This is a genomic window from Blattabacterium cuenoti, assembly GCF_014251735.1.
Taxonomy (GTDB): Bacteria; Bacteroidota; Bacteroidia; order Flavobacteriales; family Blattabacteriaceae; genus Blattabacterium; species Blattabacterium cuenoti_C.
This window is the reverse complement of record NZ_CP059197.1, coordinates 562161-577718: the sequence shown is the minus strand read 5'-3', so window position 1 is coordinate 577718 and position 15558 is coordinate 562161. Positions and strand designations below refer to the sequence as shown.

Genomic DNA, 15558 nt, shown 5'->3' with positions numbered 1-15558 from the left:
TATTTGTGAATATATATTATATAATATGTTATGTTCATTTTTAAATAAAGAAAAAAAGTTTTCTTATATCAAAGAGGGATCAGGTCATCCATTGGTATTGCTTCATGGATTGATGGGAGGTTTAAGTAATTTTAATGCTCTTTTAGATTTTTTTCCAAAAAAAGGATACAAAGTAATTATTCCTAGACTCCCTCTTTATAACATGCCTCTATTTCTTACAAATATTTCTAACTTATCTAAATATGTTATTCAATTATTGATAGAAATAGGAATCGAAAAAGCTACATTAATAGGTAATTCTCTCGGAGGACATATAGCTTTAATTGTCGCAAAAAAAAGAATAGATTTAGTACATTCTGTAGTTCTTACAGGAAGTTCTGGTTTATTTGAAAAAGCTTTTGGAGATGCTGTTCCTAAAAGAGAAAATTATGAATATATCAGAAAAAAATCTCAAGAAGTTTTTTATGATCCTAAAATAGCTACCAAAGAATTAGTAGATGAAGTTTTTCATATTGTTAATGATAAAAAAAAGGGGATGAAAACTTTATATATTGCAAAGAGTGCTATGAAATATAACATGTCTAAAGATTTATCTGTTATTCAACAGCCGATTTGTTTGATTTGGGGAAAACAAGATCATGTTACTCCACCAGAAGTCGCGGAAGAATTTCATAGGTTACTACCTCATTCAGAATTATATTGGATAGATAAATGTGGACATGTTCCTATGATGGAACATCCTCAAGAATTTATAAAAATATTAGAAAAGTGGCTTTCTAAATTTAATTTAAATCATGAAAATTTTTTCTGTAAAATTTGAAGGAAGTAAGATACAATCCAATCAATTATTTCTTTATAATTTTCCTGAATATGCTTTTATTGGACGTTCTAATGTAGGTAAATCAAGTTTAATTAATTGGATCACTAATCGAAGGAAATTAGCTAAAGTTTCTTCGACTCCAGGAAGAACACAATTCGTGAATCCTTTTTTAATCAATCATAAATGGTATTTAATAGATTTACCTGGATACGGATATTCTTCAATCTGTCAAAATAAAAAAGATCAAACACAAAAGTTGATGATGGATTATATTTTTTATAGAAAAAATCTAGTTAATATATTTCTATTGATAGATAGCAGGATATGTATGCAGAAATTAGATCTATATTTCATACAAAAATTGAAAATTTTCCAAATCCATTTTTGCATTGTTTTTACAAAAACGGATAAAATCCATCCAATGATTCTTAATAAGAATATAGATTTTTGTAAAAATCAAATTGAAAGAATCCTTTTTTCAATGCCGAAATACTTTAAAGTATCCATCAAAAATAGAAATGGAAGAGATAAAATCATCCAATATATTCAAAATCTTAATGATATTTATAAAAAAAATTTTACGAGTAAAAACTGAATATCCCTAATTCATAAGACTTTAATCCAAAACCGAAAATAGTTCCCTGACAAACAGAAGATAAAAAGGATTTTTTTCTGAAAGATTCCCTTGAATGAATATTAGAAATATGAATTTCTATAACGGGGGCAGGAATAGATTTAATAGCATCAGCAATCCCCAAAGAAGTATGAGTATAAGCTCCTGCATTGAGAACAATTCCATCTGATTGAAAACCTATAGCATGTAAAATATCTATAATTTTTCCTTCATGATTACTTTGATAATAAGTGATGTCCATATCAGAAAAAATTTTTTTCTTTTTTAGTTTGTTTAAATAATCTACAAAATTTACGGTTCCGTATAATTCTGGCTCTCTTTTTCCCAAAAGATTTAAATTAGGACCATTGATTATGCTTATTTTTTTCATGAAATAAATTTCTTACAGTATGATCTACTTCTTGTTTACTTAAAAAACACCAGCTTCCTATTTTAAGATTTTTATTAGTAAATCCTCCAAAATGAACTCTTTCCAGTTGAATTACTTGATAGGTAAGTTTTTTAAAAATACGTCTAATTACTCTATTCCATCCTATATGCAATCCAATTTTTACTATATTTTTTGCATATTGATGGATAAAATCTATTTTTACTTTTCCTTCATTCAGATATATTTTTCCTTGTCTGATTATATCTAAATCTTGATAGTGTATGGTTTTATTCAATACAACTAGATATATTTTTTGTACTTTATATTTTGGATGAGTTAATTTTTCAGTTATAAGTCCATCGTTAGTAAGAAGTAAAACTCCTGTAGTTAAACGATCCAATCTCCCAACAGGATAAATTCTATAATCCTGTAAATTTGGAATTAAATTCATGACAGTTTTTCTGTTAAAAGGATCACGTGTCGAAGTAATATAACCCTTAGGTTTATTAAGGAGTATATATATTTTTTTCTTGTTTTTGATTCTATTTCCATGAAATTTGATGACATCACTTCTGTGTACAACAGTTCCCAATTTTGTGACGATTTTTCCATTAACTTCTATGATTCCTGATTGAATTAATTTATCTGCTTCTCTTCTAGAAGCAATACCAGCATTAGATAAGTAATGATTTAATCTGATAAACTTTTCTTTTCCTATCTTTTTTTGATTCATTTTCATTATTTTTGATTAAAAACGAAAAAGAACTTCTGTTGCATATTGTTTTAATTTTTCTCTAGATATTTCATAATTTGGAGTAAAACCTAAGATAAACCCTCCTCCTCCAGATCCACATAATTTTAAATAATGAAGATTAGTAAAAATACCTTCTTCCCATATTTTCCAGAAATTTTTTGGAATCATAGGACGAAAATGATGAAAAACCCAAGTAGAAAGTAATTTAACGTTTTTAAGTAAAATCTTGAAGTCTCCTTTTAGAAAAGCATCAATGCATTTTTCATTGTATTTCATAAACTCTTCTTTTAATATTTTTTTAAACCTGTCGTGTTTTAATTTTCCGAAAAAAAATTCTATCATGGAAGATGTTTTCCTGGGAAAACCAGAATCGATTAAAAAAATCGCTCCTACTCCTTTTCCTTGAAAATTATTCTTTTCAGGAATTCCTATGGAAGAAATATCTGTTTCTGAACGAATGAGTATAGGAAGATTTAAGTAACAAATTAATGGATCTATTCCAGAACTTTTTCCATGGAAAAAAGATTCCATTTGACTAAATATTTTCTTTAGAATTATTATATTCTTATTTTTTAAACAAAGTTTATTTTTGGCATATTTATCATAAACAGCGGCAACTAATGCTCCTGAACTTCCTATTCCATATCCTTGAGGAATATTAGAATGAAAAGAAATTCCCTTTTGAATATCTTCATATAAGTTTTTAAGATCAATTTCTGCCAAGTTTTTTTTTTTTTGTTCCAAAAACAACAAAAATTTATAATATTTTTCCAATTGGGAATTAGAATGTAAAAATTCTTTATTAGTTGATAAAGATAAATTAGAATGGAATTTCAAAGATCCTTGATAAAAATTATGAGGAATGGAAAGTCCACTAGCATTTTCTATTATTCCGTATTCTCCAAATAAGAGAACTTTAGCAGGAAATAAAGATTGTTTCATTTTTTATTTTTAGAGAAACAAATTTAATCAAAAAATGAAGTAATCCTTTTTTTTGGATCAACGTTAATTAATTTTGTAGTTATTCTTTTTATATTTTTTGTATAAAATTATTTTAAACTAATTATTTATAATGAAAATAGCCCTATATGGACAAAAATTTGGAAAAAAAAATATCCCATACATGAATCAGTTCATTGGCTATGTGTCCAGTCATTCTATAGAAATTTACATTGAAAAATCCTTTTTTAATGTTTTATCTTCCTTTGAAGAGTTTAAAAATATAAACTTTCCTGTTTTTTCTCATCACAAGGAATTAACTAAGGATTTTAGTTTAATGTTCACTTTTGGAGGAGATGGGACCATATTGTCGGCTATTACTTTTATTAGAGATTCTGGAATTCCTATTGTTGGAGTGAATACAGGTAAATTAGGGTTTTTAGCAACTTTTAACAAAGATGTTTTTATAAAAAAAATGGATCAAATTTTTAATAAAAAATTTCATTTAATTCCTCGCAGTTTGCTATGGTTAGAAACTTCTATCATGAATGATGATCAATTTTTTAATTTTGCATTAAATGAAATCGTTATTCTCCGTAAGGAAACAGTTTCTATGATCACTATCGATGCTTATATCGATAATGAATTTTTAACTTCTTATTGGGCTGATGGATTGATTATTTCTACTCCTACTGGTTCTACTGGATATTCTTTAAGTTGCGGAGGACCAATCATTACTCCTGGAAATAAAAATTTTGTTCTTACCCCTATATCTCCACATAATTTATTTTCCCGTCCATTAATTATTTCGGATCATCAAAAAGTGCATTTAAAAATACATAGTCGTGTCAAGTATTATTCTTTATCTATGGATACTCGACTTACTTCTTTAAAAAAGGATAATGAGTTATACATTAAAAAAGCTCCATTTTACATATATCTTCTTCAAGAAGAAAAACATACATATTATAAAACTTTACGAGAAAAATTATTATGGGGGATGGATCAAAGAAATTAAAAAAAATAAGAAGGCCATATTTATTTACTTTTTATTTTATTTTATATTTGTTAATTAAAATGATGGATTATGATTTTTTATGAAAAATTTGTTAGAACAAATAGATTTAAATAATATTCCTCATCATGTAGCCATCATTATGGATGGGAACGGACGTTGGGCTGAAAAAAGAGGAAAATTAAGAACTTTTGGACATCAGAATGCAATGCAATCTGTGAGGGATTCCATAAATGGATGTAAAGAATTAGGAATCCCCTATATGACTCTATACGTTTTTTCTTCAGAAAATTGGAATCGTCCTAAAAAAGAAATAGATAATTTAATGCATTTATTTCATTCTAGTTTAAAAAATCATTTAGAAGAAATACACGATAGTAATGTAAGAATTATTCCCATAGGAGAGGTAGAAAAATTTTCTGATGTCATTCAGGAAGAATTATTTTTTTTTAGAAAAAAAACAAAGCATAATACATCTGTAACATTAATTTTAGCATTAAGTTATGGAGCTAGAGAAGAGATTTTAAGAGCTACAAAAACTATAGCTAAAAAAGTTTGTATGGGACACTTATCTTTGGGAGACATAGACAACTCTTCTTTTAAAAGTCATTTATATACTAAAGAAATACCGGATGTAGATCTTCTTATTCGAACCAGTGGAGAACAGAGAATTAGCAATTTTTTGCTTTGGCAATCTGCTTATGCGGAACTTTATTTTACGAAGGTATTATGGCCAGATTTTCGTAAAAAAGATTTTTTCAAAGCTATAATAAATTATCAAAAAAGACAACGTCGTTTTGGAAAAGTTGGATAAAAAATTCAAAAATGTATTCTTATTTTCGTTAATTTTTTTTCTTCTGCACATATCCTATTCTAAAACAGAAAATATAACGGGTAATTTGATGGAGATCCATCAAGAAAATCATAAATTCAAGGTAAAAAATATTTATGTTATTGGCAACACGAAATATGACAGTTCTTTTGTTTCAAGTTTATCCCATATTTTTCCTGGAGAAGAAATTTATATACCTGGAAAAAAGGTCGATCAAGCTATCATAAAATTATGGAAGAGTAATCTTTTTGGAAAAATATCCATATATAAAAAGAATATCTCTAAAAATGAAATTGATTTATTTTTTGATTTAGAAGATTTAATAGAAATTCATAAAATAAATGTTGAAGGAATAGGAAATACCATATTTCCTATTATACAAAAAATACATCCAGGAGATAAAATTCCGGAATATTTGATTCAAAATATCAAAAATGATATTAAAAATCATTATGTAAAACAAGGATATCCTGAAGTGACTATAACAACTCAATTCATTATTCATAATCATAAAAACATATTAAATATATATGTAAAAAAAGGAGAAAGAATTGGGATAGAACATATTTTATTTGATGGGAACCAATCACTTTCTAAAAATACATTACTTAATCTAATGAAAAAAACTAGAAAGAAAATCCATATTCCTATCATAGAAAAATCCTCCTATTTTGTATACGAAAATATCAAAGATGATTTCAAAAATATTCGATATAAATATCAATCAATGGGATTTAGAGATATTCAAATTATTTTAGATTCTATATGGAAAAATAATACGGGAGATTACGGAATAAAGATTAAGATAATTGAGGGAAAAAAATATTATATAGGAAATATTGATTTTATAGGAAATACTATTGTGAAAACGGATTCTTTGAGAAAAATTTTATCCTATAAAAAAGGAGATATTTATGACAAAAATGGAATTAATAATAACATTTTAAATACAAATATATCCAGTATAATTTCACATTATTTAGATTTAGGATATTTATTTATAAAAATAGTCCCTGTAGAAAAAAGGATCGAAGATAATAAAATTCATTTAGAAATAAAAATAGAAGAAAATAAACCAGTATATATAAATAAGGTCCACATATCAGGCAATACGATTACTAAGGATCATGTTATTAGACGTGAATTAAACATTTATCCAGGTGATCTTTTTTCTCCTAAAAAAATAAAGTCTAGTTTATTTCGTTTAATAAATTTAAATTTTTTTGATAAAAAGAGAATATATCCCTATATACAAACAAATAATAACAACACCATAGATCTAGAATGGCGTGTTACAGAAAAAAGCGCTAACCAAATTCAATTGTATGGAGGATATGGAAAGGAAAAACTGCTTGGAAATCTACAATTAAATTTTGGAAATTTTTCTATTAACAATCTTTTTAAGTTAAAATCATGGAAGCCAATTCCTCAAGGAGATGGACAAAAACTAATATTGTCTTGTCAATTTGGAAAAAATTTTCAATCTTATGGTTTTTCTTTTACAGAACCTTGGATAGAAAAAGACAAACCGACCTCCCTTGCTTTGAATATAAAGTATTCCAAAAAAAATGCAATTCAAACTGAGGACATTGATTTTTTTCCTTTATCCAATGAAAAAATTTCTCATGATGGATTTTTAGAAAGAATAGGGACTTCCGTCAAGTTAAATAAACTTCTAACCTTTTTAGATCCATATTCTAAAATAGAATTATCCATAAATTATGATAAATTTTCTTATGATAAAAATTTATTGAAATTAAATAATTTGAGTTATTCAATATCTTTACAAAGATTTTCAGGTGAACCTGATTTCGTTTTCCCTTTAAGAGGATCAAAAATACAATTGAATAGTATATTTACTCTTCCTCATTCCATTTTATTTAAAGAAAATAGATCCGAATGGGTAGAGTTTTTTAAATTGAAAATTAATTCTTATTGGTATAAAAAAATTATAGACAAAATGATAATGAAAATAGGTGGAGAATTTGGTTTATTAGGAAAGTATTATACAAAAAACTTGTTTTCATTTCAAAAATTTTATATGGGAGGTATAAAAAATTCGATGAATTTTAAATTAGTAGAAAATATAGATCATATTCCATTAAGGGGTTATTCTTCTCATATAAATGATCCAGATTATATTACACCAAAGAATGGTGGAGTTATTTATAATAAATCAATTTTAGAAATTCGTTATTTGATTAAGGATTTCTCTAATTTATCTAAATTATGGACCAATTTTTTTATAGAAGGAGGAAATATTAGTGATTCTTATCAAGAATTTAACCCATTGAAAATGAAAAAATCCTTTGGATTTGGATTTCGTCTTTTTTGGTTACCAATGGGTTTTTTTGGAATAGATATAGGTTATCCTATAGATGGAAAAAATCTTAAATCCAAATGGAAAACCCATTTCATTATAGGTCAAGATTTATAATTATATTAACTATTAATAAATACAAAAATTATATGAAAAAAAACACGATTTTTTATTGCTTATTGTTTTTTTTGTTGTTTGGAATATTTGGAAAAGGAAACTCTTTACATTCCAAAGAATGTAATCAGAAAATTGTTTGTCTTAATAGTTTGATTCTTGTAGAAAAAATGCCTGAATTTTCTGTAGCTCAGAAAGAGCTGGAAAAATTAAGTAAGAATCATGAGAATACATTGGAAAAATTAGCAAAAGAATTCCATAAGAAAGCGGAAAAATTTCAGAAAAATAAAAATCCAATTCTTAAAAAAGAATTGGAGATATTACAAGCTAGAGCTCACGCATATCAGAAAAACGCTGCAGACGATCTAGCTAAAAAACAAAATAAATTATTAAATCCTATCTATAAAAAAATAGAAAATGCTATTAACAGAGTTATGGATAAAGATCAAACAATTATACGAGTTGATGATTGTAGTCCTGGTAAAGGGGTATTGGTTAATAAAGGAGTAGACATAACGGAAGAAGTTAAGAAAGAATTAGGTATTTGATTAAATGGTATCTCCCGGAATCGAACCGGGGACACAAGGATTTTCAGTCCTTTGCTCTACCAACTGAGCTAAGATACCAACCAAAGAACAAAAATACAATAATAATAAGTAAAAAACTAAAAAGTTTTATAAGTATATTTTTTTTGTTATTTCTTTCTCTTTTTTCTTGTTATGAAACAAAAAAAGAAATTTTCAAGAAAAAAAATAGAAAGGATATTCCTTATAGAATTTTTATTCGTACTAGTATTTTATATAAAGAAAAAGGTCTTGTTCGGTTTTTCATTTATTCTCCAATTATGGAAGAATATCCTATTTATACGTTGTTTCCAAATGGATTGCAATTATTTATTTATGAAAAAGGAAAAAATAAGTATACTTATCTTAGTGCAGATTGGGTTAAATCAACTGAAAAATTCTTTTATCATCTTAAAGGAAATATAATCATTATGAATCCAAATGGAGATTTTTTAAAAACGGAGGAGATATACTGGAACAGAAGACATAAAAAAATATTTAATAACTTATCTACAGTTATCTATTGTTCTGACGGAACAATATTACATGCAATGAATGGATTGGAAGCGTCTGAAGATTTCAAAGAAATTAGGCTAAAAAATATTAGTGGAATTTTTCCTATATCCTATGATTTTTCATATTAGTATAGTTATTGTTACTATACTTATATCTGCTTTTTTTTCTGGAATGGAAATGGCTATAATTTCTTCTAGTTTGTTTCAAATAGAATTAGAAAAAAAGAAAGGATCTTTGCGTTCGAAACTTCTTTCTGAAAGTATTAAACAATCAAAGAAATTTATCACGACAATGTTAATTGGGAATACGATATCTTTGGTTATATATGGAATTTATATGGAAAAATTATTTTTATATATTCTTTCTAAATGGTTTTTAATTCACGATAATTCTTTCTGCATTTTGTTATTAGAAACAATAGTATCCGCTACTATTATTCTTATTATTGGAGAATTTATTCCTAAAATGATATTTAGTGTGTATTCCAATGAATTGTTAAGTTTGTTTATTGTTCCAGTATATATTCTATATAAAATTTTTTATCCTATCACAAATTCTATTATTTGTATTTCTAATGTTTTTCTAAAAATTTTAGGAGAAAAAGAAGATGATAAAACAAAAATTTTTGATAAAGAGGATTTAAGTTATTTTGTTTCAGAAAACATAAAAAATAACATTCAAGGCATAGTAGAATCGGAAGTGGAAATATTTCATAAAGCTTTAGATTTTTCTGAAAAAAAGGCACGAGAGTGTATGGTCCCTAGAAAAGAAATTGTTTCTTCCAATATATCTACTTCCTCTATTGAGAAGATTCGTCATATATTTACGGAAAAAGGACTTTCAAAAATTTTGATTCATAAAAATAATATAGACAACATTATAGGATATATTCATTATTTAGAAATTTTAAAGAAACCAAAGAATATAGAATCTATAATTAGACCTGTAGAACTTGTTCATGTAACTACTCCTGTTCGAGAGATAATGGATCTTCTTATTAAGAAAAAAAAAAGCATAGCCATTGTATTAGATGAATATGGAGGAACAGCTGGGATGATAACGATAGAAGATATTCTAGAAGAATTTCTCGGAGATATAAAAGATGAACATGATGAAATTAAATTTGTGGAAAATAAATTCAATGATAATGAATTTTTATTTTCTGCTCGTCTGGAAATTGATTTTCTTAATGCTAAATATAACTTAGGTATTCCTAAATACGAAGAATTTGAAACTTTAGGTGGCCTAATTGTTTTTCATACAGGATATATTCCAAAAAATGGAGAAAAAATAATCATTAATGATACTTTGTATATTGAAATAAAAAAAGTTTCTAAAAATAAAATAGAGGAAGTTTTTCTTCGAAAAAAGAATTTATAGATGAGTTTTTTAGAAAAAATTAGAAAAAATACATGGGTTTTATTTTTTCTTATAGGAATAGCTATGGTGGCTTTTATATTAGATCCTAATGTCTTATTTAAATTTTTTACTGAAAAATCCAGTATTATTGGAAAAGTAAACGGAGAAAATATTTCTATAAAAGAATATGTTGATTGTTTTCAATTTTTAAAACAATTTCGTCAAGGAGAATCAGATTCCCATTTAAAAAAAGAAACTTGGAATTTATTGATTCATGAAAAATTGTTAAATCAACAAGCTATGAAACTAGGAATACAAAATACAAAAAAAGATTTTTGGGATGCCATATCTAAACAATCTATATATAGTTATATTCCAGAATTACAGGATAATTTTGGGAATTTAGATATTAAGAAATTACAATTATACTTAAAAAAATTAGAAAATATATCTACCGTTTCCCATTCTCAAATGGAAATAGAAAAGAATATTTGGTCTTATGAAAAAAATAGTATTCCCAAAAGAATTCTTGCAAAGAAATATGTAGAAATGTTAATGTATGGATTAAATACTTCTTTAATAGAAGGAGAATTAAATTATAAGGAAAAAAACTTTTTTTCTATCATTGATTATATTTTCATTCCTTATTCAGAAATAGAACATAAATATAACATGTTTTTAATAGGAAGAAATGAAATTACAAATTTTATTAAAAAGCATAAGTTTCTTTATAAGAAAGAAAATTTAAGGAGTCTTAGTTTTGCAATTCTTAGATCGATCCCATCTTTAGAAGATGAAAAAAATATGGAAAATAAAATGAAAAAATTATTTCATAAATTTAAATCGATCAATAAAAATTCTATATTTGTTTCAAATCAGTCTGAAAAACCTTTTGATTCCAATTTCTATTTAAAAAACAATCTTCCTCCTGTTTTGCAAAATTTTGTTGTGAAAAATAATAAAATTGGAAGTATGTTTGGTCCTATACCTATAGATAATAGATATGTGATGGCAAAAATAATTGGAAAAAAGATGATTTCTGATTCTGTTTTATCTAGTCATATATTGATTTCTCATAAAGATGCTATGCGTTCTTCCAATAAAAGAACTAAAAAAGAAGCGGAGAAGATAGCTAATCAAATTTATAAAATTATTCAAAATAATCCATCTAAATTTGATGAATTAGTGATAAAAAAATCTGATGATTTAATTAATGCAAAAAAAAATCAAGGAAGTTTGGGATGGTTAAAATATCATGAACAAAATTCTATTGGAAAATTTAATATTTTTGATTCGGAAAATAAAAAGGGAATGATAGGACTTGCTGAAACGAAATTCGGTTATCATATTATTAGAATAGATAATAAAAGTGTCCCTCAACCTGCTTATCAATTTGCTGTAATTGTAAAAACTCTTATTCCATCTAAAAAAACAGAAAATATACTTTATAGTCGTATCAGAAAATTTTTTGTAAAAAATAAAAATTATAAATTGAATACATTTATTAATAATGCAAGAAAAGAAGGATATGAAACTATATTTTTAAAAAATGTTAGATCGAATCAATGGGATATAGATGATTTGAAAACAGAAGTCGATAAAGAAATCATTGATTGGTCTTTTGATAAAAATAGAAAAGAAGGAGACTGTCATATTTTTTCTACTTCTAATAAAGACTATATTATCGTTTATCTTTCCAAGATTCAAAAAGAAGGATTTCCTATGGAAGAAATCAAAAATAATTTGATTCCTTTTCTTAAAAGAGAAAAAATAAATAGGCTTTTATCCAATATGGAAAAAAGGAAATTTTTTACTCTAAATTTAGAAGAAATAGCATCTTTTTTTTCCAAGAAAATCATAAAAAATTACAAAATAAACTTTTATGAGTCTATGATTAATGACCATCAAGAACCAAAAGTAGTTGGAGTTGCCTCTTCTTTAAGATTATATGAAACATCTAAACCCATTTTAGGAGAAAGAGGAATTTTTTTTGTAAGACCATCAAGACATATTTATCCATCTAAGAACCCTTCTTATTTTTCCCATGAAATAGAAATGTTAAATGTTTCTTTAAGAAAAAAAATGTTAGAAAATATAGGAAATGTATTAGTCAAAAAATCAATAATAAAAGATTACAGGAAACATTTTCAATGACGTTTTATAGAAGAAGAATGTATTTTTTTTTCTTTGTTGAGAATAGATCTTTTTTTTTCTACTATATTACCCCGTATTATATCATTCTGAATTTTATTTTTCGCATTTTTTAAATATCTTATTCCTTCTCCCATCCCACGAGCTATCTCCGGTATTTTTTTTGGACCAAATATAATAATGGCTATGAGAATAATGAAAAAACTTTCTTCGAAACTAATAAATAAAGGATTTATCATTTTTTTCTTTTTTTTTAGAAAGATCATATACAATAGAGGATGCTATAAATATAGAAGAATAAGTTCCAATACTTACTCCAAATAACAAAGCTAACATAAAACTACGAATAGTAGTTCCTCCAAAGAAAAAAATAATACATATGGCCCATATAGTAATAAACGATGTATTCATGGTTCTGGTTAAAGAACTATTAATCCCATTATTTATAATTTCTTTCATAGAAAACGATTCAGTACTTGAAAATTTTCGAATTTTATCATACACAATTACTGTATCATTGATAGAATAACCTATTATCGTTAACAATGCTGCGATAAAAGCTTGATCTATTTCTAAAACATAAAACCGTTCATGAAATATAGAAAATAAACCAAGTACAATTATTGTATCATGTAGCAAAGAAACTAAAGCTCCTAATCCAAATTGCCATTTTTTAAATCTGATAAAAATATAAAAAAACATTCCAAATAAAGACAAAAGTATTGAAATAAAAGCATTCTTAGTTATATATTTTGCTATAACAGGTTCTACTTTTTCGGATGACAATACTCCTAAAGATTTATCTTTATCTATAGTTTTAAAATCATGGAAATCTATAGTACGAAAATACGGTTTTAATGCAAAAAACATTTTTTCCAAAATTTCTTGATCTACTTGGTTATTTTCATTCCATATCTTGTATTTAGTTACTATTTTCATTTTATTTTTTTCTCCAAAAGAAAGCACTTTTGGAAAAGAAGGTTTTCCATTTTCTATAAAATATTTAGATAAAAGAAAAGAAATATGATCTGGGATCACCTTACGATCAAAACGAATGATATAAGTACGACCTCCTACAAAGTCTATTCCAAGATTTAATCCTTTATAATAAAAGGAGATAAAACTTCCTAAAATACATATCAAGGAGATCGCATAAGCAAATTTTCTTTTAGATAAAAAATCCCATGAAACTTTATTATGACTCCATATTTTAATGGATATTTTTTTATACTTATTTAAGTGCCACTCTAAAAATAATTTTCCCAAACATATAGAAGAAAAAAAAGAGGTAATAATTCCAACAATTAAGGTAGTAGAAAATCCTTTAATAGGTCCTATTCCAAAGAAAAATAAGATAATTCCGCATAATAAAGTAGTAACTTGTCCATCAATAATAGATGATAAAGCTCCTTGAAAAGTGTAACTATTATGTATAGCTGAACAAATAGATATTCCATTTCTTATATTTTCTTTAATTCTTTCATAAATTAGAACATACGAATCCATGGACATTGCTAATGTTAATATAATGCCTGCAATTCCAGGAAAAGTTAATACAGAATTAATAGAAATAAGAATACCGAGTATAAATACAAAATTAAAAATTAATGCGATGTTTGCATATATTCCTGGAATTTTATAATAATAAAACATCCAAATAAATATAAAAATAATAGCTATACAAAAAGAAAATATTCCTTTTTGTATAGTTTCCTTTCCCAAAGAAGGACCCACCACTTCTGATTGAATTATTTTGACTGAAGTCGGCAATCTACCTGTGCTTAGTATATTAACTAAATCTTCTGCTTCTTGTAAAGATAAATTCCCAGATATTTGAGATATCCCATTAGGAATAACTGATTTAACAAAAGGTACTGTATAAACTAAATCATCAAGAATTATAGCTATGTTTCGTCCAATATTTTTTTCAGTAAATATCTTCCAATTTTTAGCTCCTTCTTGATTCATTTTGATATTGATGAATATTTCGTTGAAAGGGCCAAAAGATTTATATGCACTAATAATAATATCCCCATTCAAAGAATTATTTTCTTCTTTTACAGCAAATAATGGAGTATATTTTTCATGATTATATTGATAGGATTTAGATCCCCATAAAAATTTTACATCTCGTAAAGCATATGGTAAATATTCTACAACGTCTATGGAGTTTAAAAACTTGGTAATCTTGTTTATATCCTTCTTATGGACTAATCCTACAACAAGATTATTATCCATTTTTTTGATTTTGGAAATGTTTAATATTTCTATGAAAGATCTAGTTTTTCTTGCATAGGAAGAATTATTTTGTTCAAATCGTTCTAATTTTTCATTTACTGAATAAATTTGATTTATTCTTTCAAAATAAGGAAGAATTTCTCGAAAATTGTATATTTCGAAGAAGTGTAGTTCTGCTTTTTTTTGTAAAATATTTTTTAATCTATCTATATTTTCTATTCCAGGTAATTCTATTAAAATCCGATTGGAATTCTTGATTCTTTGTATATGGGGTTGGACTACTCCAAATTTATTCATTCTAGATATAAGAATATTATAAGTATCCAAAATAGATAGTTCTATTTTTTTTCTAATAATCTTTTCAAGTTCTTTATCTGTGTAGTTTATTTCATCTACATCAAATAAATCATAAATAGAAAAATTCGTTTGAAATTTTTTTTTATCCCTATAAAAAAAGTTTATAAAAGAAGAAAAATAATCGATATTGGGATTTTTCTCTTTTTCTTTATCTGCATGGTTTAATGCTTTTAAAAAAACAGAATTTTTTGGATTATTAGAAAATTTTTTTAATAAATCTTTTTCAGATATTTCTAAAATCAAGCTAATTCCTCCTTTTAAATCTAAGCCTAGATTTAAAACTTTATTTTTTGCACTAGAATGATTATATTTTATAAATCCTATTCTTTTTTTAGATTCAAGATATTTCTTTGCGATTTCTAAGTTTCCTTTAGAATACACATAAGCATCTTTTTCTAATTTATAAACATAAAGGCTAAAAAAAATGTAGTATAAACAAATAACAGTAAGTGAGGATACGATAAAAATCGTAAAAAAATTTCTTATACGCATTCTATTTACATGATTTTACGGTAAAAATATAAAAAAATAGAGATCAAATAAACCTTTGATATTGTTGGCTATTCGTTTACTTAT

Annotated in this window: 14 protein-coding genes and 1 tRNA gene; 9 read left to right on the top strand and 6 right to left on the bottom strand. The window is 25.5% G+C overall.

Features of this window, described 5'->3' with window-relative positions; translation table 11 throughout:
* Positions 1-25: 25 nt before the first annotated feature.
* Entirely contained in the window at positions 26-820 is a 795-nt protein-coding gene (locus H0H60_RS02830) for an alpha/beta fold hydrolase (protein ID WP_185862647.1), read from the top strand.
* A complete protein-coding gene (yihA, locus tag H0H60_RS02825; RefSeq protein WP_185862646.1) occupies positions 795-1415 on the top strand; it encodes a ribosome biogenesis GTP-binding protein YihA/YsxC in 621 nt (206 codons plus the stop codon). Before H0H60_RS02830 ends, yihA begins: the two co-directional genes overlap by 26 nt.
* On the opposite strand, the gene aroQ is transcribed toward yihA, so the two are convergent.
* From aroQ to H0H60_RS02810, 3 genes are read right to left on the bottom strand one after another with little or no spacing between them, the layout of a single operon-like run.
* Positions 1399-1824 (bottom strand): type II 3-dehydroquinate dehydratase, encoded by a 426-nt coding sequence (aroQ, locus tag H0H60_RS02820; protein WP_185862645.1) that lies wholly within the window; start codon positions 1822-1824, stop codon positions 1399-1401. The genes yihA and aroQ overlap by 17 nt on opposite strands.
* Entirely contained in the window at positions 1793-2557 is a 765-nt protein-coding gene (locus tag H0H60_RS02815; RefSeq protein ID WP_185862644.1) for a pseudouridine synthase, read from the bottom strand. Before H0H60_RS02815 ends, aroQ begins: the two co-directional genes overlap by 32 nt.
* Positions 2558-2572: 15 nt before the next feature.
* The gene (locus H0H60_RS02810; protein ID WP_185862643.1) at positions 2573-3520 is read right to left on the bottom strand and encodes a GHMP family kinase ATP-binding protein; all 948 of its coding nucleotides are present in this window, start codon (positions 3518-3520) and stop codon (positions 2573-2575) included.
* Positions 3521-3650: 130 nt separating this feature from the next.
* On the opposite strand from H0H60_RS02810, the gene H0H60_RS02805 reads away from it, so the two are divergent.
* From H0H60_RS02805 to H0H60_RS02790, 4 genes are all read left to right on the top strand, one after another.
* On the top strand, positions 3651-4535 hold the full coding sequence (locus H0H60_RS02805; protein WP_185862642.1) for an NAD kinase: 885 nt from the start codon (positions 3651-3653) through the stop codon (positions 4533-4535).
* A 79-nt stretch (positions 4536-4614) separates the two neighbouring features.
* Positions 4615-5346 (top strand): isoprenyl transferase, encoded by a 732-nt coding sequence (locus H0H60_RS02800; RefSeq protein ID WP_185849738.1) that lies wholly within the window; start codon positions 4615-4617, stop codon positions 5344-5346.
* Positions 5330-7801: an outer membrane protein assembly factor BamA gene (bamA, locus tag H0H60_RS02795; RefSeq protein ID WP_238784892.1), complete on the top strand. Its 2472-nt coding sequence runs from the start codon at positions 5330-5332 to the stop codon at positions 7799-7801. Before H0H60_RS02800 ends, bamA begins: the two co-directional genes overlap by 17 nt.
* 32 nt (positions 7802-7833) lie before the next feature.
* Complete coding sequence (locus tag H0H60_RS02790) at positions 7834-8346, top strand: OmpH family outer membrane protein (protein ID WP_185862641.1); 513 nt, start codon at positions 7834-7836, stop codon at positions 8344-8346.
* Between the two features lie 5 nt (positions 8347-8351).
* Here H0H60_RS02790 and H0H60_RS02785 read toward each other — a convergent pair.
* Positions 8352-8424, bottom strand: a tRNA-Phe gene (locus H0H60_RS02785).
* A gap of 65 nt (positions 8425-8489) precedes the next feature.
* Between H0H60_RS02785 and H0H60_RS02780 the strand changes: the two genes are divergently transcribed.
* The 3 genes from H0H60_RS02780 to H0H60_RS02770 are packed head-to-tail and all read left to right on the top strand — an operon-like array spanning position 8490 to position 12390.
* A complete protein-coding gene (locus tag H0H60_RS02780; protein WP_185862640.1) occupies positions 8490-9005 on the top strand; it encodes a hypothetical protein in 516 nt (171 codons plus the stop codon).
* On the top strand, positions 8989-10257 hold the full coding sequence (locus tag H0H60_RS02775) for a hemolysin family protein (RefSeq protein ID WP_185862639.1): 1269 nt from the start codon (positions 8989-8991) through the stop codon (positions 10255-10257). Before H0H60_RS02780 ends, H0H60_RS02775 begins: the two co-directional genes overlap by 17 nt.
* Complete coding sequence (locus tag H0H60_RS02770) at positions 10258-12390, top strand: peptidylprolyl isomerase (RefSeq protein WP_185862638.1); 2133 nt, start codon at positions 10258-10260, stop codon at positions 12388-12390. It abuts the gene before it with no gap.
* On the opposite strand, the gene H0H60_RS02765 is transcribed toward H0H60_RS02770, so the two are convergent.
* A complete protein-coding gene (locus H0H60_RS02765; RefSeq protein ID WP_185862637.1) occupies positions 12384-12626 on the bottom strand; it encodes a Sec-independent protein translocase subunit TatA/TatB in 243 nt (80 codons plus the stop codon). The genes H0H60_RS02770 and H0H60_RS02765 overlap by 7 nt on opposite strands.
* Entirely contained in the window at positions 12604-15474 is a 2871-nt protein-coding gene (secD, locus tag H0H60_RS02760; protein ID WP_185862636.1) for a protein translocase subunit SecD, read from the bottom strand. Before secD ends, H0H60_RS02765 begins: the two co-directional genes overlap by 23 nt.
* Positions 15475-15558 lie beyond the last annotated feature (84 nt).